This window comes from Variovorax trehalosi (genome assembly GCF_051216415.1).
Classification (GTDB): domain Bacteria; phylum Pseudomonadota; class Gammaproteobacteria; order Burkholderiales; family Burkholderiaceae_C; genus Variovorax.
Map to the genome: position 1 here is coordinate 1,526,007 of NZ_JBPJZG010000001.1, position 16,600 is coordinate 1,542,606.

17 protein-coding genes are annotated in these 16,600 nt (G+C 67.2%); 8 read left to right on the forward strand and 9 right to left on the reverse strand.

All coding sequences use genetic code 11. The features are described from left to right. Nucleotides 1–2 precede the first annotated feature (2 nt). From ACSFA7_RS07045 to ACSFA7_RS07075, 7 genes are all read right to left on the reverse strand, one after another. The gene (locus ACSFA7_RS07045; RefSeq protein ID WP_435498704.1) at nt 3–935 is read right to left on the reverse strand and encodes an ABC transporter substrate-binding protein; all 933 of its coding nucleotides are present in this window, start codon (nt 933–935) and stop codon (nt 3–5) included. A 35-nt stretch (nt 936–970) separates the two neighbouring features. Next, on the reverse strand, nt 971–2,809 hold the full coding sequence (locus ACSFA7_RS07050) for an amino acid ABC transporter permease/ATP-binding protein (RefSeq protein ID WP_435498705.1): 1,839 nt from the start codon (nt 2,807–2,809) through the stop codon (nt 971–973). Then, nucleotides 2,806–3,342 carry a GNAT family N-acetyltransferase gene (locus ACSFA7_RS07055; RefSeq protein ID WP_435498706.1) on the reverse strand — a complete coding sequence of 179 codons (537 nt, stop codon included), beginning with the start codon at nt 3,340–3,342 and terminating at the stop codon, nt 2,806–2,808. The genes ACSFA7_RS07050 and ACSFA7_RS07055 overlap by 4 nt, the downstream gene beginning before the upstream one ends. Continuing rightward, entirely contained in the window at nt 3,342–4,676 is a 1,335-nt protein-coding gene (locus ACSFA7_RS07060) for an LLM class flavin-dependent oxidoreductase (RefSeq protein ID WP_435498707.1), read from the reverse strand. Before ACSFA7_RS07060 ends, ACSFA7_RS07055 begins: the two co-directional genes overlap by 1 nt. 46 nt (nt 4,677–4,722) lie before the next feature. After that, nucleotides 4,723–5,727 carry an LLM class flavin-dependent oxidoreductase gene (locus ACSFA7_RS07065; protein WP_435498708.1) on the reverse strand — a complete coding sequence of 335 codons (1,005 nt, stop codon included), beginning with the start codon at nt 5,725–5,727 and terminating at the stop codon, nt 4,723–4,725. 100 nt (nt 5,728–5,827) lie between these two features. After that, complete coding sequence (locus ACSFA7_RS07070) at nt 5,828–6,328, reverse strand: P-loop nucleotide/nucleoside kinase family protein (protein WP_435498709.1); 501 nt, start codon at nt 6,326–6,328, stop codon at nt 5,828–5,830. A 1-nt stretch (nt 6,329) separates the two neighbouring features. After that, nucleotides 6,330–6,527: a hypothetical protein gene (locus ACSFA7_RS07075; protein WP_435498710.1), complete on the reverse strand. Its 198-nt coding sequence runs from the start codon at nt 6,525–6,527 to the stop codon at nt 6,330–6,332. Between the two features lie 151 nt (nt 6,528–6,678). On the opposite strand from ACSFA7_RS07075, the gene ACSFA7_RS07080 reads away from it, so the two are divergent. After that, on the forward strand, nt 6,679–6,885 hold the full coding sequence (locus ACSFA7_RS07080; protein ID WP_012747952.1) for a dodecin: 207 nt from the start codon (nt 6,679–6,681) through the stop codon (nt 6,883–6,885). Between the two features lie 24 nt (nt 6,886–6,909). On the opposite strand, the gene mgrA is transcribed toward ACSFA7_RS07080, so the two are convergent. Beyond that, a complete protein-coding gene (gene mgrA, locus ACSFA7_RS07085; RefSeq protein WP_435498711.1) occupies nt 6,910–7,950 on the reverse strand; it encodes an L-glyceraldehyde 3-phosphate reductase in 1,041 nt (346 codons plus the stop codon). 153 nt (nt 7,951–8,103) lie between these two features. Between mgrA and ACSFA7_RS07090 the strand changes: the two genes are divergently transcribed. The 5 genes from ACSFA7_RS07090 to ACSFA7_RS07110 all read left to right on the forward strand — a co-directional run bounded on the left by ACSFA7_RS07090 (nt 8,104) and on the right by ACSFA7_RS07110 (nt 12,191). Next, nucleotides 8,104–9,159 carry an ABC transporter substrate-binding protein gene (locus ACSFA7_RS07090; RefSeq protein WP_435498712.1) on the forward strand — a complete coding sequence of 352 codons (1,056 nt, stop codon included), beginning with the start codon at nt 8,104–8,106 and terminating at the stop codon, nt 9,157–9,159. A 12-nt stretch (nt 9,160–9,171) separates the two neighbouring features. Beyond that, nucleotides 9,172–9,981 carry an ABC transporter ATP-binding protein gene (locus tag ACSFA7_RS07095; RefSeq protein ID WP_435498713.1) on the forward strand — a complete coding sequence of 270 codons (810 nt, stop codon included), beginning with the start codon at nt 9,172–9,174 and terminating at the stop codon, nt 9,979–9,981. Next, on the forward strand, nt 9,978–10,805 hold the full coding sequence (locus ACSFA7_RS07100) for an ABC transporter permease (RefSeq protein WP_435498714.1): 828 nt from the start codon (nt 9,978–9,980) through the stop codon (nt 10,803–10,805). The genes ACSFA7_RS07095 and ACSFA7_RS07100 overlap by 4 nt, the downstream gene beginning before the upstream one ends. Then, the gene (locus ACSFA7_RS07105; protein WP_435498715.1) at nt 10,798–11,658 is read left to right on the forward strand and encodes a substrate-binding periplasmic protein; all 861 of its coding nucleotides are present in this window, start codon (nt 10,798–10,800) and stop codon (nt 11,656–11,658) included. Before ACSFA7_RS07100 ends, ACSFA7_RS07105 begins: the two co-directional genes overlap by 8 nt. A gap of 104 nt (nt 11,659–11,762) precedes the next feature. Next, nucleotides 11,763–12,191 (forward strand): GNAT family N-acetyltransferase, encoded by a 429-nt coding sequence (locus ACSFA7_RS07110; RefSeq protein ID WP_435498716.1) that lies wholly within the window; start codon nt 11,763–11,765, stop codon nt 12,189–12,191. A 24-nt stretch (nt 12,192–12,215) separates the two neighbouring features. Here the strand turns inward: ACSFA7_RS07110 and ACSFA7_RS07115 are convergent, their stop codons facing one another. After that, the gene (locus ACSFA7_RS07115; RefSeq protein ID WP_435498717.1) at nt 12,216–13,703 is read right to left on the reverse strand and encodes an MFS transporter; all 1,488 of its coding nucleotides are present in this window, start codon (nt 13,701–13,703) and stop codon (nt 12,216–12,218) included. 111 nt (nt 13,704–13,814) lie between these two features. Here ACSFA7_RS07115 and ACSFA7_RS07120 point away from each other — a divergent pair, with 111 nt between their 5' ends. After that, complete coding sequence (locus ACSFA7_RS07120) at nt 13,815–14,741, forward strand: LysR substrate-binding domain-containing protein (protein WP_435498718.1); 927 nt, start codon at nt 13,815–13,817, stop codon at nt 14,739–14,741. Nucleotides 14,742–14,878: 137 nt separating this feature from the next. Then, nucleotides 14,879–16,591, forward strand: coding sequence for a carboxylesterase/lipase family protein (locus tag ACSFA7_RS07125; protein WP_435498719.1), 1,713 nt, complete (start codon nt 14,879–14,881; stop codon nt 16,589–16,591). The last annotated feature ends 9 nt before the right edge of the window (nt 16,592–16,600 follow it).

The window sequence follows — 16,600 nt, forward strand, 5'->3', positions numbered from 1 at the left end:
CCTCAGTTCTTCGGCAGGCCCGGCGGATTGGTGCGCGCCACCTCGATGGCCTCGGAGCTCAGGTTCCAGCGCGACAGGGCCTTGGCGTAGTTGCCGTTCTTGATCTGCGCGTTCAGCGCCACCGTGATGGCCTCGGCAATGCCCGAGCCCTTGCGGGAGGTCACCGCGATCTCGGCATTCAGCGGCCAGCCGCCGGAGACCAGGCCGGCGAGCCGCGTCTTGCCGTCGCGTGCCTCGTACGCAGCCAGGGCGTTGGGGCCGACGTAGGCATCGGCGCGGCCCGACTGGAGCGCGAGGCGCTGCACCACATCGTCGTCGTAGTACTGGATCTCCACGGGCTTCAGCCCGGCCGCGATGTTCTGCTTGTTCCAGCGCAGCAGGATCTGCTCCTGGTTCGTGCTGGCCGACACGATGAGCTTGAGCCCTGCGATGTCCTTCGGCTCCTTGATCGCACCGAGCTTGCTGTCGGACTTCACGTAGATGCCCAACTGGTCATTGCGGTAGGTGGAGAAATCGAACTTCTCCTTGCGCTCCTCGGTGACGGTCACGTTGGACACCACCACATCGAACTTGCCCGACTGCAGGCCCAGCGGCCAGTCGGCCCAGACGGTGGAGACCAGCTCGAGCTTGCGGCCCAGGCTGTCGGCCACGAGCTGTGCGATGTCGGGTGCATTGCCCACGGGCGTCTTCGTGTCGGTGGCGTACGCCGCCAGCGGCAGCCGTCCCGTGGTGGTACCCACCACCAGCACGCCCTCCTTCAGGAACTTGAAATCCTTGGCGAGCCTGACGGCCTCTTCCACCTTCTGCGAACGCGGGCGGCTGGCCTGTTCCGGGCTCAGGTCGTCGGCGGCAGCAGCTCGCTGAGCCGATGCGGCCAGGGGCACCAGCATGGCAGCGCCCAGGAGCGCGGAGAGGATGTTCTTGCGATGGATCATGGGAAGGATTTCAGTCAGAGAGGGGAAAAAAGCAGTCAGAGAACCTTGGCCAGGAACTCGGACGTGCGCGGATGCGAAGGCGCGTTGAACACCTTGTCGGGCGTGCCGGTTTCGAGAATGCGGCCCTGCTCCATGAAGACGATGGTGTCGGCCACCTCGCGGGCAAAGCCGATTTCGTGCGTCACGATGACCAGCGTGGTGCCCGAGCGCGCGAGTTCCTTGATGACGGCCAGCACCTCGCCCACCAGCTCGGGGTCGAGCGCCGAGGTGGGCTCGTCGAACAGCAGCACCTTGGGCTTGAGCGCGAGCGCGCGGGCAATGGCCACGCGCTGCTGCTGGCCGCCCGAGAGCTGGCGCGGATAGGCATGTGTCTTGTTGCCGAGGCCCACGCGCACCAACAGCTCCGAAGCCAGCGCCTCGGCCTCGTCGCGTGCCAGGCCGCGCACCGACACGGGCGCCTCGACGATGTTCTCGAGCACCGTGAGGTGTGGGAACAGGTTGAAGTTCTGGAACACCATGCCGACGTCGACACGACGCTTGAGGATGTCCTTCTCGTGCAGCTCGTACAGCGTGTCCTCGTCGCGCCGGTAGCCGATGAGTTCGCCGTCGATCGCGATGAAGCCGTCGTCCACGCGCTCCAGGTGATTGATCGCGCGCAGCAGCGTCGACTTGCCCGAGCCCGACTGCCCGAGGATCACCGTCACGCTGCCCTGCGGCACGGTGAGCGTCACGTCGTCGAGCACCTTGAGTGCGCCGAAGCTCTTCGAGACACCATGGATCGTGACCTCGCCGCCCAGCGTGAGCGGATCGGTCCAGCGCGGCACCAGCACCGGTGCGGGCGGCGCGGACACCAGCGGCTCCGCCGCCACCGGCGCCTTCGACCGCCACAGCCCGCGCGCCACGCCGGCCAGCCGCGAGCGCGGCGGGTTGCGCAGCGCACCGCGCGAGAAATGCCGCTCGATGTAGTGCTGCGCCACCGACAGCACCGTGAGGATCACCAGGTACCAGACGGTCGCCACCATCAGCAGCGGAATCACTTCCAGGTTGCGCCGGTAGATGATCTGGATCGTGTAGAACAGCTCGGGCAGCGCGAGGATGTAGAGGTTCGACGTGCCCTTGGCGAGGCCGATGATGTCGTTGAACGCCGTCGGCAAGATGGTCCGCATCGCCTGCGGCAGCACGATGCGAAAGGCCTGGCGCTTGCGAGAAAGGCCCAGCGCCGCCGCCGCCTCGAGCTGCCCCTGCTCCACCGACAGGATGCCGCCGCGCACGATCTCCGAGGCAAAGGCCGCCTGGTTCAGCGTGAGGCCCAGCAGCGCCGCGATGAACGGGCTGATCAGCTGCGTGGTCGGGTACGAGAAGAAGGTGATGTCGGTGCCCGGGATGCCCAGCGCCACCGTCTCGTAGAGGTAGCCGAGGTTGTTGATGATCAACAGCAGCACGATGATCGGCACCGAGCGGAAGAGCCAGGTGAACACCCACGACAGCCGCGCCAGCAGCGGCGAGCGCGAGACGCGTGCCAGCGCCAGCCCGGTGCCGAGCACGAAGCCGAACACCGCACCCAGCGCCGTCAGGAGCAAGGTGCGGCCGAGCCCTGCGAGCACTGGCTCGGAGAAGAACCATTCGGCAAAAACGCCCCATCCCCAGCGCGGATTGGTCAACACCGAATGCAGCACGATGCCGATGAGCAGCACGGCGAATACCGTGCCGACCGTGCGTGCCGGGTACTTCGCGGGCACCACGCGGAAGTGCGAGTAGTCGCCTTTCGCGGGCGCGGCTTGCTGGGGCGTCGAAGGCTCGGGCCGGACGACGGGACGAACCGGTGCCGGGTTGCGCGGCTCTGGGCCAACGTCCAGGATGGTGGTCGTGTTCATCGCTGCACCGCCTCGCTCAACGCTTCGGTGGCTCGGGCCTGATGGCGCTGCGTCACCAGGTATTTCTCGAACGGCAGCTTGCGCGGCACTTCGGGGTCCGCCGCTTCTTCGAACAATGCGGTATAGCCATGGCCGCGATACAGGCCCACGGCCTCGGGCTGACGAAATCCCGTCGTGAGGTAGATGCGCTCGTAGCCCTGGCGCCGCACCTGCGCCTCCAGCTCCAGCAGTACCTTGCTTGCGAGGCCCTGCCGGCGCAGGTCGGTGCGCGTCCATACGCGCTTGAGTTCGGCGGTGCGCTCGTCATGCCGCATGAAGGCGCCGCCGCCGATGGCGATGCCGTCGCGCAGCAACAGCACGAAGTTGCCGTGCGGCGGCGCGAACACCTCGGGCGGATAGCGGTCCATCTCGCGCGGTGCACCGGGCTCGCGCAGCACGTCGCCGTAGCGGCTGTCGTACTCGAAGGTCAGGCCCTCGACCAATGGCTGGGCGCGCGGATCGAGAGGCGTGGTGTAGACGAACTGTTCGCTCATCACGCGGCCTTTCGGGAGGTGGCGTCGCTTGTCGCCGCATAGCGGCTCGCCTTGCGCGGCAGCCCGAGGTGATCGCGCAAGGTCTGCCCGGGCAGCTCGCGCTGGTAGCGCCCGCGCGCCTCCAGCACGGGAATCACGAACTCGATGAAATCGTCCAGTCCCTGCCCCAGCACCGGAAAGCCGAGGATGAAACCATCGGCCGCGCCCTCGTCCACCCAGCGGATGATCTCGTCGGCAATGCGCTCGCCGGTGCCCACGAACTGCGTGCGCGGCGTCGCGACTTCGAGCGCCACCTCGCGCAAGGTCTGGCCGCCGGCCTTCGCCTTGGCCTTGATGCGGTCGGTGGTCGAACGGAAGCTGTTGCGGCCGATCTCGCCCAGCTCGGGAAAAGCTTCGTCGAGCGGGTACTGGCTGAAATCGTGGTGGTCGAAGAAGCGGCCGAGGTAGGCCAGTGCTTCCTCGATGGTCAGCAGTTCGCGGATGGCGCGGTACTTGGCCTCGGCCTCTTCCTCGGTGGCCGCGACGACGGGGCCGATGCCGGGAAAGATCTTCACGTCGTCGGCCTGCCGGCCCTGCGCCACCGCGCTGGCCTTCACCTGCTTCAGGAAAGCACGCGTTTCCTCGATCGACGGGGAATGGGTGAACACCGCATCCGCGTACTTGCCAGCAAGGCCCACGCCCGCATCCGACGAGCCGGCCTGGAAGATCACCGGCTGCCCCTGCGGTGAGCGCTGGATGTTGAGTGGCCCCGCCACCTGGAAGAAGCGCCCCTTGTGGTCCAGCGTGTGCAACTTCTCGCGGTCGAAGAACTGGCCGGTCTCGCGGCTGCGCATGAAGGCGTCTTCATCCCAGCTGTCCCACAGGCCCTGCGTCACGGCCAGGTACTCATCGGCGATCTCGTAGCGCAGCGCGTGCTCGGGGTGGTTCCGGCTGTAGTTCTTCGCGCTGCCTTCCAGCGGCGTGGTCACCACGTTCCAGCCCGCACGCCCGCCGCTGATCAGGTCGAGCGAGGCGAACTGGCGCGCCACCGTGAACGGATCGCTGTACGAGCTGGAGACGGTGCCCGCGAGACCGATCTTCGAGGTGACGGTCGCGAGCGCCGACAGGATCGAGATCGGCTCGAAGCGGTTGAGGAAATGCGGGATCGACTTCTCGTTGATGTAGAGCCCGTCCGCCACGAAGGCGAAGGCGATGCCGTTGTCTTCTGCCTTCTTCGCGGTGCGCACGAAGAAGTCGAGGTTGACGCTGGCATCGGCCGGACCGCCCGGATGCTTCCACGAATTCATGTGGCTGCCGGCACCTTGCAGCATGACGCCGAACTTGATGTTGCTCATCGCGACTCGTTCTTGTAGAGGTGGAAAAGGGAAACGGTGAAGGCGTTCAGGCCAGCGCGGGTTCTCGCGCCTGCGCCAGCAGCTCCACGGCCGTGGCGCGCTCGGCGAAACCGGCCACGGGGATGTCGATGACGAACTCCTCGATGCCGTAGCGCTCACTCAGCGCATCGAGTTCGTCGCGCACCTCGTCGGCCGTGCCCGCGATCACATGCGGGCGCCGCTCCTCGGTGCGGTAGTCGGTCGCGCCGGCCTGCCGCGCGAACTCGGCGGCGGCCTCGAGGCTCCCGAGGTTCACGCTCTGGCCGCTGGGCAGGTGCACCTTGAAGCTGCGCAGCGCGCCGACGAGTTCGGCGGCCTTCTCATGCGTCTCGGCCGCGAAGGCGAAGAGCGCGAGCAAGGGCGCGCGGCCGGTGGCCGAGCGATAGGCCTCGATGGATTGCCCGATGTTCACCGGGTCGCCGTTGAAGTGCCCGGCGTAGACGAACTCCCAGCCGAGGCGCGCCGCGAGCACTGCGCTCTCGGGCGTGCCACCGAGCAGCACGCGCTGCGGCAACTGCGGCGGGTTCGGAGTGGCGACCGCGCCAGCCAGCGCATGGTCCGCGGCAACACCGTCATGCAGGAACGCATCGAGCTCGGCGAGGCGGACCGCGAAGTCCTCCTTCTTCTTCACCGGATCGTGCAGCCACTGCAGCGCCTTGCTGGTCAGCGGCAGGCCACCGGGCGCCTTGCCGACGCCCAGGTCCACGCGACCCGGCGCCAGCGAAGCCAGCACGCGGAAAGTCTCCGCGACCTTGAACGGGCTGTAGTGCTGAAGCATGACGCCGCCCGTACCGACGCGGATGCGCGAGGTCTTCGCGAGCAGGTGCGAAGCCAGCACCTCGGGCGCCGAGCCGGCATAGCCGCGATTGCCGTGATGCTCCGCGAGCCAGTAGCGGCGGTAGCCCAGGCGCTCGGCGCTTTGAGCGAGCGCGATCGTGTGCTGGAACGCTTGGGCGGCATCGGCGCCCTCGGGGATCAGGCTCTTGTCGAGCAGAGACAGCGAATAGGACACGGTGTGCAGCAATGACGCCTTTGAAAGAATTGCTGCGAATTCTCTTGGGCATCGCGCGCACCGCTTGCGCCGATTTCCTCTATCGATATCTGCATATTGTTCAGAGGCGGGCTGCTGCGGCGATCCGCTGCGCCGCGTCGACGGCGCTGACGGTGGCCGTGTCGATGACCAGGCGTTCCGTCGTCCACGGCGCATAGTCGTGCCGCAGTACAGAAGCCCAGTCGGGCAGCACGTGATCCGGAATGTCGGGCTCGCGATGCTCTATGCGCCGACGATGCTCCGCGGCATCCGAGCAGATGACCTCGACCTCCAGCACGCGCGACGATGTGCTCGCCGCGACCGCGCGCCACGCTTCGCGCGTGACCGGCAGCGGGTTGACGCAATCGGCCACCACCGTGAGGCCGAGCGCAAGGTTGGAGCGCGCGAGCGCATAGGCAACGTCGTAGCCCGCGGGCCCGACCTCCCCGGCCAGCGCCTTCGCCGACACCAGCGCCTGCTCGATGGCATCGATGCGCAGATAGACAGCCGAAAGCCGCGCCACGAGCTCGCGCGCGACCGTGGTCTTGCCCGAGCCGGGCAAGCCTGAAAGAACGATCAGCATCTCACCATGAGTGCGGCAGCAAGGCCAGGGCCGCAGCTGCATGGAAGCGCCGCATGGCGCGAATCGGCACATAGCCGTGCGGTGCACGGCGCGCCACTTCGTGCGGCGAAGACGGCGCGATGCGCCACGCTGCCGTGGTCAGCGCGAGAACGTGGCGGGCCTGGGCCGCCGGAGAAACATAAGGACTGCGCTGTGGCATGAGGGACTTCCGGTGAACGCTGCGGCGATTCTGCGCAGCCGGCCTGCTTTCTCAAAGAAGGATTGCGAGTTACCTGATGCAGAAAATTCCACCCGCCGCGGCGCGCCGTGACTACGATGGCCCCACACACCCATTCACAAGGAGCAGAGACATGTCGAACCACGTCTACAAGTCCCTCGAGCTGACCGGCTCGTCGCCCATCGGCATCGAGGATGCGGTGCAGACCGCCATTGCCAAGGCCCACGAAACGGTGCGCAACATCCAGTGGTTCACCGTCACCGAGACGCGCGGCCATGTGGTGGACGGCAAGGTCGCGCACTGGCAGGTGACGGTGAAGATCGGGTTCACGCTGGAGTAGCAGCCGCGGCAGCGAAGGCCGTCGTCACGCGAAGTCGGTCGACGGCTTTTCCCACAGATTCACGCCGCCTTCCACCGCGTACTTGTCGATCTCCGCGAGCTCCTCGGCACTCAGCGGCGCATGGCGCAGCGCCGCGACGTTGTCGACGATCTGCTCGGGCCGGCTCGCACCAATCAGCGCGGAGCTCACGCGCGGATCGCGCAGCGTCCACGTCAGCGCAAGCTGCGCGAGGCTCTGGCCACGGCGCTTGGCGATCTCGTTGAGCGCGCGTGCGCGTTCAACGTTCTCATCCGACAGGTGCTCCTGCTTGAGCGAGCCGCCGCCGGGCCGGTTGATGCGCGCATCGGCCGGAATGCCCTTGAGGTACTTGTCGGTGAGCAACCCCTGCGCGAGTGGCGTGAAGGCGATCACGCCCGTGCCGAGTTCATCCGTCGCATCGAGCAGGTCTTTCTCGATCCAGCGGTTGAACAGGTTGTAGGCCGGTTGATGGATGAGCAGCGGCACCTTCCATTCGCGCAGCAGCGCTGCGATCTCGCGCGTCTTGCCGGCGGAATAGGACGAGATGCCGATATACAGCGCCTTGCCCTGTTGCACGGCCTGCGCCAATGCGGACGCGGTTTCTTCCAGGGGCGTGTGCGGATCGAAACGATGCGAATAGAAGATGTCGACGTAGTCAAGGCCCAGGCGCTGCAGGCTCTGGTCGAGGCTCGCGAGCACGTATTTGCGGGAGCCTCCGCCCTGGCCGTACGGGCCGGGCCACATGTCCCAGCCGGCCTTGCTGGAAATGATGAGCTCGTCGCGATAGACCTTGAAGTCTTCGCGCAGCAGGCGCCCGAAATTGGTCTCGGCGCTGCCGTACGGCGGACCGTAGTTGTTGGCCAGGTCGAAGTGGTTGATGCCCAGGTCGAAGGCCGTGCGCAGCAGCTTGCGTTGCACGTCGATGGGCGTGCTGTCGCCGAAGTTGTGCCACAGGCCGAGCGAGATGGCGGGCAGCACGAGCCCGCTGCGCCCGACGCGGCGGTAGGGAATGGCGTCGTAGCGCTCGGGGGCGGCAAGGTAGGTCATGGGATGCGGAGGAAAAGTGGGAAGGGAGCGACATGATGCCCGCGTGTTTGCGCATATGCATGCGCGGTTTTCTTCGTTGGTGACGCGGGCAGGGCTTTCTACGATCGTCGCTTCCCAACCAGCCCCACCGCTCCCGTGCCGGAGCGCGCCGTCATGCCCACCGAGACGCCCTCTTCCATTCCTTCGCGCCGCATGGCGCTCAAGACCCTCGCCTCGTTGGCGGCCATCGGCGGCCTGGCGCTCGCGGGCTGCTCGCGGGAAGACGGCAACAAGGCCGCAGCGGCCGGCGGTCCGGCCGTGGTGAAGAAGACCGGCGAGAAGGTCGCCTTCAAGTACCCCAACAACCCGTCGTTCGACCTCATCTACCTGGCCGACGAGCTCGGTTACTTCGAGGGCACCAACACCCGCCCCGAGTACGTCGGCAAGATCGCCGCGCCGCAGATCATTCCGCTCGTGGGCACGGGCGAGATCGATTTCGGCAGCCGCATGGTGCCGCTGGTGATCTCGGCCATTGCCTCGGGCGCCGACCTCAAGGTGGTGGCGGCGGGGGGCAAGACGCTGCAGGAAGCGCCGCACATGAAGTACTTCGTTCGCAAGGACTCGGGCATCCGCAACCCGAAGGACCTGGAAGGCAAGACCATCGGCTTCAACAGCTTCGGCGCCTGCGCCGAGTTCGTGACCAAGAAGTACCTGCGCCAGCACGACGTGGACGTGAACAAGATCAACTTCGTCGTCATTCCCGACGAGCAGGCCGAACAGACGCTGGTCACGGGCAACACCGATCTCGCGATCATCCACGCGCCTTTTTCCGGCCGCGCCGACAACGCCGAATCGCTGGTGCGCCTGTGGAGCGACTTCGACCTGGACGGCGGCCTCGGCGGCATGGCGCCCTACAGCGCGCACGGCCAGTTCATCCGCCAGCACCCCGAGGCGGTGCGGGACGTGGTGGTGGCGCTCGCCAAGGCCGGCAACTGGGTCAACGCCAACACCGAAGAGGCGCGCAAGCTCGTGGCCAAGCGCATCAACATGGACCTGAAGAACGTCGACCGCTACGCCTATGTCGACGACCTGGTGGTGACCGAGCCGCCGATCCAGTACTACATCGACATCCTGCAGTCCGAGGGCAAGCTCGCCGCCGGCAAGGTGGCGGTGAAGGACGTGTACACCAACGAATTCAACCCCTTCGCGCAGCAGGCCGCGAAGTCCTGACCCGTGCGCGCCATGAGCCTCAAGATCTCGGCCCGCGACGTGCGGATGGACTACGCGGCGCGCGGCGCAAGCGAGCGCGTGCGCGTGCTCGAAGGCTTCGACCTCGACGTGCGCGACGGAGAATTCCTCTCGGTGCTCGGCCCTTCCGGCTGCGGAAAATCAACCTTCCTCGGCATACTGGCCGGGCTCACCGAGCGCACAGGCGGCCGCATCGCCATCAACGGCCAGCCGCTCGCAGGCGTCAACCGCAACCAGGGCGTGGTGTTCCAGGGCTATGCGCTCTTTCCTTGGCTCTCGGTGCTCGACAACATCGCGGTGGGCCTCGAGATCCGAGGCATCGGCAAGACCGAGCGCCGCCGCACCGCGCACGAATACCTCGAGCTCGTCGGCCTGCACGGCTTTGCCGACCGCTATCCGCACGAGATCTCGGGCGGGATGAAGCAGCGCGTAGCCATCGCCCGCTCGCTCGCCTACAAGCCCGACGTGCTGCTGATGGACGAGCCCTTCGCCGCGCTCGACGCGCAGACGCGCGAGATCCTGCAGGGCGAGCTGCTGCGCATCTGGGAGCAGTACCGCAAGACCATCGTCTTCATCACGCACAGCCTCGAGGAGGCGGTGTACCTGTCGGACCGCGTGGCGGTGATGACGCAGCGGCCCGGACGCATCAAGGACATCGTCGACATCCCACTCGCGCGTCCGCGTTCTGCGGAGATTCGTCACTCGACCGAGTTCGCCGCGCTGCGACAGCGCGCGTGGGAGGTGCTGAAGGACGAAGTGCAGGTCGGGCTGAAGCCGCGATCGCTGGAAGGAGTGGTGTCATGAGTGCCGTGCTCGATGCACCGGCAGTGCGCCCACCCCATCGCTTCTTCAAGTTCGCGCGCGGCTTCGCCCGGGTGGCCGAACGCGGCATCGGCATCGTGATCTTCCTGGCGTTGTGGGAGGCGCTGCCGCGCCTGGGCATCGTAAGCGATGCCTACCTGAGCCCGCCCTCCGCCGTGGTCGCGAGCATCGCCCAGCTCGTGGACACCGGCCAGCTCTGGAAGCACCTGGCCGCGAGCCTGCAGCGCTCGCTGTGGGGCCTGCTGCTCGCGAGCTTCTTCGGCGTGGTGCTGGGTTTGCTGATCGGCAGTTCGAAGCGCCTCGCGGCCATCGTCGATCCGGTGCTGCAGCTCTTTCGCCAGACCTCGGCCTTCGCGCTGTTCCCGGTGTTCATCCTGTTCCTGGGCATCGGCGAACTCTCGAAGGTGGCGATCATCTTCTGGGCCTCGTTCTGGCCGGTGCTGCTCAGCACGGTGAGCGGCGTGAAGCAGGTCGACCGCCTGCTCGTCAATTCGGCGCTGTCGATGGGCGCGTCGCGGCGCTTCATCTTCTTCAAGGTGGTGCTGCCGGCCTCGCTGCCGTCGATCTTCACGGGCGTGCGGCTGGCGGGGGCGTACAGCATCACCGCGCTCGTGGCGGCCGAGATGATCGGTGCGCATTCGGGGCTGGGCTTTCTCACGCTCAATTCGCAGGAGACTTTTCAGATCCCGACGATGTACGCCGGCATCCTGCTGCTGGCCGTGCTCGGGTTGCTGCTCAACTACCTGCTCGCCTTGCTGGAGCGGCGGCTGCTGCGCTGGCGCAAGGGACTGAGCCTCGATGACTGAGCGCAAGCTGGTTCTTGCGGGCGCGGCGCTCGCTGCAGCCGTGGCGCTCGCCGGCATCGGCGGCGCATGGGCCTTTGCGACACCTTCGCTGTCGAGCCTGCCGAAGGGGCCGGTGCTGGCGCAAGCCATCGAGCGCGGAAAGCTCGTCGTCGGTGTGCGGCGCTATCCGCGCCCTGCCCCGCCCGAGGCACCGACACCGCCCGAGCCCGATGGCTTCGACGCGACGTTGGCGCGACAGGTGGCGGCATCACTCGGCGTTCCACTGGAACTGGTCGGCCTCGATGCGGCCGCGCAAGAAGCCGCGCTGCGCGAAGGTCGCATCGACCTGCTGGTCGCCGGCGTGCCTGCTTCTTCAACCGCACAGGACATCGCCGCTGCACCCGGCAGCTACGACACCGGCCGCGGCCTAGTGGTCGCACTGCGCCGCGGCAAGGTGCAGGACGAAGCCGCGCTGCGCGGCGCCTCGGTCTGCGTCGGCGAAGGCTCAGGCTATGCGGGTGCGGTGTCGCAGCGCTACGGTGCGCAGCCGCGCAGCTACCCGTCGTCGGTGCATGCGGCATCGGCCTTCATGGCTGGCGAATGCGCAGCGCTGGCCGAGGATGGCGAGGTGCTCGCGCGGCTCATGCAGAACGAAGAGTGGCGCTTCTACAAGCCGCTGGCGAGCGATGTGCGCCTGCCATCCGATGCTGCGATTCGACTGGCCGATGGCGATGCGGCCTCGCGCGACTATCTGGCGGCGGCCCTGCGCCAATGGCGCTCGGACGGCACGTTGGCCAAGGCGAGGGATGCGCGTGCGGGCAACTTGCAGTTCGAGATCACGCTGCTCAAGGACGGGTTCGTCTGCCACTCCTAGCGCGCGCATCCTGTCTTGGTGGACCGCGGGTGTCGCAAAATCGCGTCCCGCATCGAAAAGCCGACCGTCCCAAGAACCTCGCTGCATTCCCGGCCGCCCCCCCGATGAACACCATCCACATCGTTCCTCCCACCGACGAAGAACTCCGTTCCGGCGAACTCGGCCGCAAGCTTCGGCATTTCAACTACGGCGTCGTCGGCGAGTACCCCGAGCAAAAATACATCCGCCTGAACGCCAAGGACGACAGCGGCCGCCTGCTCGGCGGACTTCGCGGCTTCGTCTTTCTCTACTGGTTCAACGTGGAAGTGCTCTTCGTCGAGGAAGACGCACGCGGCGCGGGCCTCGGCCGTCGCCTGCTCGCGGAAGGCGAGCGCCAGGCCATGGCCCTGGGAGCGAAACACGCGAAGCTGGACACCTTCGAATGGCAGGCCAGGCCCTTCTACCTGAAGCAGGGCTACGAGGAGTACGGCCGCATCGACGATTACGCAGCCGGCTTCTACCTCGTGCACATGAAGAAAGCGTTGACGGGCTGAGCCCACCCACCGCGAACGGCCAGGCTACTTCTGCACAACCTTGTTGTCCTTGACCGCCTGCGTCCCCAACCCTTCCTTGGGCAGCCACAACGCCAGCGCCACCACGCCAAGGCTCACGACCAGCATCATCAAAAACGTGAGATGCAGCGAGCTTCCCAACGCCAGCCGGATGCCCGCATCCCCCGCGACGGAACCGTGCACGCCCTGCAGCAGCAGACGCAGCTCGTCGTCGGTGAACATCATGCTGCCGTCCCCACGCGTCAGCCCGAAGTTGAAGACGGCACCGAAGAACGCCGCGCCCAACGCGCTCCCCAGGTTGCGCGAGAACACGTTCGAAGCCGTCGCGATGCCGCGCTGCGAGAGCTCCACGCCCTCCTGGATCAGGATCAGCGAAGCCAGGCTCATCACGCCCATGCCCAGGCCGATGATGAACGAGCCGATGGCCGGCAGCACCGGCGAGCTGCCGGCCCCGAGCAATGCGAAGGTCGACGTGCCCACCGGAATCAGCGCGGCGCCGACGACCACCATGCGCCAGAGCCCGATGCGGTGAAAGGTGCGCGAGGTCAGCGTCGCGCCGATGGGCCAGCCGAGCATCACCATCGTGAGCGTGAGGCCGGCCGTGACCGACGAGCGCTCCAGCACCACCTGAACGTACATCGGCAGGAAGGTCGTGATGCCGATCAGCACCATGCCCGCCAGCATTGCCGCACCGTTGACGGTCGCGATCATCCGCGCGCCCCAGAGCTTGAGCGACACCATCGGGTCGGCCGCGCGGCGCTCCTGTGCGATGAACAGCGCGAGCGTGACCACGAAGAGCCCCGCCCATGCGAGCGCGACGCCCGAGTTGCCGACGCCGAACTCGGTCAGCGCGATCATCAGCGACGCGATGCCGACGGTGAACAGCACCGCGCCCACCATGTCGATGGACGAACGGCGCACCGTCGGCGCCTCGTGCAGGAAGAACCAGAAGCCCGCCGCCGCGGCCAGGCCGATGGGCACGTTGACCCAGAAGATCCAGGCCCACGACAGCTTCTGGACGATCAGCGCGCCGATCATCGGCCCCACGACGGCCGACACGGCCCACACGCTCGCGAGATAGCCCTGCACCTTGCCGCGTTCGCGCACCGGATAGAGATCGCCCACGATGGTGAGCGACACGGGCTGGATCGCACCCGCGCCGATGCCCTGGATGAGCCGGAAGCAGATCATGGCCGGCATCGACCACGAGAAGCCCGCCAGCACCGAGCCGATGACGAAGATCGCGATGCCCACGAACATGATGGGCTTGCGCCCGTACAGGTCGGAGAGCTTGCCGAACACCACGGTCATCGCGGTCTGCGCCAGCAGGAACGAGGCAAAGACCCAGCTGTAGAGATGCAACCCGCCGAGTTCGGAGGCAATCTGCGGCATGACGGTCGAGACGATCGTGGCTTCGATGGCGACCATGGCCATCGAAGCCATGATCGCCGCGATGACCAAGGGGCGGTTTGTTGTTTTGGTGCTGGACGTCATGAGGGGGTGGATGCTATCGGGAGTGCTAAGCCTTGTCCGTCGCTCAAGCTCTCGCGCCCGGGCGCAGAATGCGGCCCGGTTCGAGAGGGCTGAAACCTGGAGGCAAATGGCATGGATGAAATGGACGGCGTCGTCGACGACCTGATCGCGCTCGTGCTCGTGGTGGAGGCCGGCGGCTTCAATGCGGCCAGCGTGCGCCACGGCATTCCCGTCTCACGGCTGAGCCGCCGCATCGCGGCCCTCGAGAAACGACTGGGCGTGGGCCTCTTGATGCGCAGCTCGCGTCGCTTCAAGGTGACCGAAGTCGGTGAGCGCCTCTACCAGCACGGCCTGGCGATCCGCGCCGAGACGCGCAATGCGCTGGCCGTGGCGCAGGACACGCTGAACGAACCCGCGGGGCACCTGCGCGTGTCGTGCCCCGTGGCGCTGGCGACCAGCCTGGTCGGCCGCTTGTGCGTCGAGTTCGTCAAGCGGCATCCGAAAGTCACGCTCACGCTGGACTCCACCGATGGCCGCCCCACCGCTTCCGGCGAGGCGGCCGACCTGCTGATCCGCCCAAGCATCGACACCCTGCCCGATTCGAGCATGGTGTCGCGCAAGCTCGGCGACTTTCCCTACGTTCTCGCGGCCACGCCTGACCTGTACGAATCGCTTGGCCGCCCGGCCACGCCGGCCGCGCTCGCCGGCTGCCCCGCCATCGGCTGGACCTTCGGCGTGCACCCATCGCGCTGGCCGCTGCACGGGCCGGACGGTGCCGAAGCCGAACTGCACGTGCAGACGCGCTTCACCAGTGACAGCCTGCTGCAGATCCGCCAGGCGACGCTGGCGGGCATCGGCATCGCGCGCCTGCCGCTGACGATGTGCAGCGCCGACCTGGCGCAAGGCGGCCTCTGTCTCGTCGCTCCGGGCTGGACGCCGCCGACCATTTCAGTCCACGCGCTGTATCCGTCGCGGCGCGACCTCACCCGGGCGGGACGCGAGTTCCTGGCGCTGCTGGTCGAGTCGATGGAGCCCTATTCGAAAGAGATTCGCCGGTAGGCACGCAGGCGCCTGGACCTTCATTTTCAGAAAGCTGCGTTGCACTCGCGCGGGTGTCATCGCGCGGTCATCACTCCTAGCATCGGCCCGGCAAGCCAGACCTGCTGTGGGTCGGCGATCAGCCAAGAGAGACGACGATGACGCAACGAGGCGATTCTTTTTCGACCCGGCCGGACTCCCGCCGGCGGTTCATCCAGGCAGCCGGCGCGCTGATCGCGGTGCCGTTGGCTGGCTGTGGCGGCGGTGGCGGTGGCGGCTTCTCGATGCCCTTCGCAGGCGCCGGCACGGCATCTGCCTCGCGTGTCGCCGAAACGACGTCGGGGAGCTTCAAGGGACAGGTCAGCGGCGACGTCGTCTCCTACCTGGGCATTCCATATGCGCAGCCGCCCGTCGGCGCATTGCGCTTCCAGTCGCCCAAGCCGTACAAGCCCGCGGCGGAAGTCGTCAATGCCGATCGCTTTGGCGCCGCGAGCGTGCAGACGCTGCCGCCCTACGTCACCTGGATCTACCCCGTCCCGGCACTGCAGGGCGAGGACTGCCTGACCGTCAACGTATGGGCGCCCGCGAACGCAAACGGCGCTCCCGTCATCGTGTGGCTGCACGGCGGCGCCTGGCGCACGGGGGCCACGAGCATGCCGCTGATGAACGGCCAGGCGCTCGCCGCGCTCGGCGTCGTGGTGGTTACCGTCAACTTCCGGCTGGCCGCAATGGGCGGGCTCTCGCACCCGGACTTGGCCGACAACGACAACGGCAGCACCGCCAACTGGCAGCTGCAGGACCAGATGGCCGCGCTGCAATGGGTGCACCAAAACGCCGCGGCCTTCGGTGGCAACGCCGGCAACATCTGCCTCATGGGGCAGTCCGCCGGCGGCACCAGCGCAGCGGTGATCGCGCAGAACCCCGCGTCGCGAAAATTCCTTCGCAAGGTCGTGCTGCTGAGCCCGGGAAGCAATGCCGCGCCCGGCGGCTTCAACCTCAAGGATGCGGCCGCGTACACCGAGTTGCTGGCCGCGCGCCTGAGCACCACGCCCCGGGGCCTGCGCGACGTGCCCGCGGCCACACTGCACGCCGCCGAGATCGCCCTCAACGCCCTGCCGCTTCCCGCGGGCATTGCGACGGGCCGCGGCTCGAGGTTCATTCCCGTCATCGACGGGCAGTTCTGCCTGGCGGACTGGACGCGCACGCCATGGCCGGCCGACCTGCCCGTGATCATCACGACCACCGCCACGGAAGGCACCTTCTTCGTCGATCTCATCGACCCCGCCGGCAAGGTGCTGACCGCGCCCCTGCCGCAGAACGATGCACAACTGTTGGCGGCCGTGATGGCATTGACCCGCTCCGAGGCTGCAAGCAACCAGGTCATCGCCGCCTACCGGCAGGCGGCCACGCAGGAGTCGCGTGCCGGCGGCGCGGGCGACCTGTGGGTCGAAATCTACGGCGACTTCACGATACGGAATCACTCTGTCCGCTACGCGGGCCAGCTCGCTCGCGAAGGCATCGACGTGCGCCTGGGCACCTACGCCCACACGCTGAAGGCACCCGCGCATGGCGCGCCGCATTGCGCCGATCTTCCGCTGCTGTTCGGCACCTACGGTCTCGACTACTACAAGGAAAAGGTCGGTGCCGGTGCCGCGGAGGCCCGGTTGTCCACAGCCATGATGGCCGCGCTGGTGTCGTTCGCCGGGGAGTCGCAGACCGTCGCCTTCGGTGCCGATGTCTCGTGGCCACGCTATGCCCCGCAGGCCGCGACATCGGTCCGTATGGGCGAAGGCGCCCGCAGCGACGTCGTGGTGGGCACGGTCCCGAAGCTCGCGCAGTTGGCCGTCTGGGACACCGTGCTTGGCTATTGAAGCCGGCAG

Coding starts and splice junctions, on each gene's coding strand:
- ACSFA7_RS07075 (WP_435498710.1), bottom strand. CDS start 6,527: ATGCCACAGCGCAGTCCTTATGTTTCTCCGGCGGCCCAGGCCCGCCAC.
- ACSFA7_RS07055 (WP_435498706.1), bottom strand. CDS start 3,342: ATGAGCGAACAGTTCGTCTACACCACGCCTCTCGATCCGCGCGCCCAG.
- ACSFA7_RS07105 (WP_435498715.1), top strand. CDS start 10,798: ATGACTGAGCGCAAGCTGGTTCTTGCGGGCGCGGCGCTCGCTGCAGCC.
- ACSFA7_RS07115 (WP_435498717.1), bottom strand. CDS start 13,703: ATGACGTCCAGCACCAAAACAACAAACCGCCCCTTGGTCATCGCGGCG.
- ACSFA7_RS07100 (WP_435498714.1), top strand. CDS start 9,978: ATGAGTGCCGTGCTCGATGCACCGGCAGTGCGCCCACCCCATCGCTTC.
- ACSFA7_RS07120 (WP_435498718.1), top strand. CDS start 13,815: ATGGATGAAATGGACGGCGTCGTCGACGACCTGATCGCGCTCGTGCTC.
- ACSFA7_RS07070 (WP_435498709.1), bottom strand. CDS start 6,328: ATGCTGATCGTTCTTTCAGGCTTGCCCGGCTCGGGCAAGACCACGGTC.
- ACSFA7_RS07125 (WP_435498719.1), top strand. CDS start 14,879: ATGACGCAACGAGGCGATTCTTTTTCGACCCGGCCGGACTCCCGCCGG.
- ACSFA7_RS07050 (WP_435498705.1), bottom strand. CDS start 2,809: ATGAACACGACCACCATCCTGGACGTTGGCCCAGAGCCGCGCAACCCG.
- ACSFA7_RS07090 (WP_435498712.1), top strand. CDS start 8,104: ATGCCCACCGAGACGCCCTCTTCCATTCCTTCGCGCCGCATGGCGCTC.
- ACSFA7_RS07095 (WP_435498713.1), top strand. CDS start 9,172: ATGAGCCTCAAGATCTCGGCCCGCGACGTGCGGATGGACTACGCGGCG.
- ACSFA7_RS07060 (WP_435498707.1), bottom strand. CDS start 4,676: ATGAGCAACATCAAGTTCGGCGTCATGCTGCAAGGTGCCGGCAGCCAC.
- mgrA (WP_435498711.1), bottom strand. CDS start 7,950: ATGACCTACCTTGCCGCCCCCGAGCGCTACGACGCCATTCCCTACCGC.
- ACSFA7_RS07110 (WP_435498716.1), top strand. CDS start 11,763: ATGAACACCATCCACATCGTTCCTCCCACCGACGAAGAACTCCGTTCC.
- ACSFA7_RS07045 (WP_435498704.1), bottom strand. CDS start 935: ATGATCCATCGCAAGAACATCCTCTCCGCGCTCCTGGGCGCTGCCATG.
- ACSFA7_RS07080 (WP_012747952.1), top strand. CDS start 6,679: ATGTCGAACCACGTCTACAAGTCCCTCGAGCTGACCGGCTCGTCGCCC.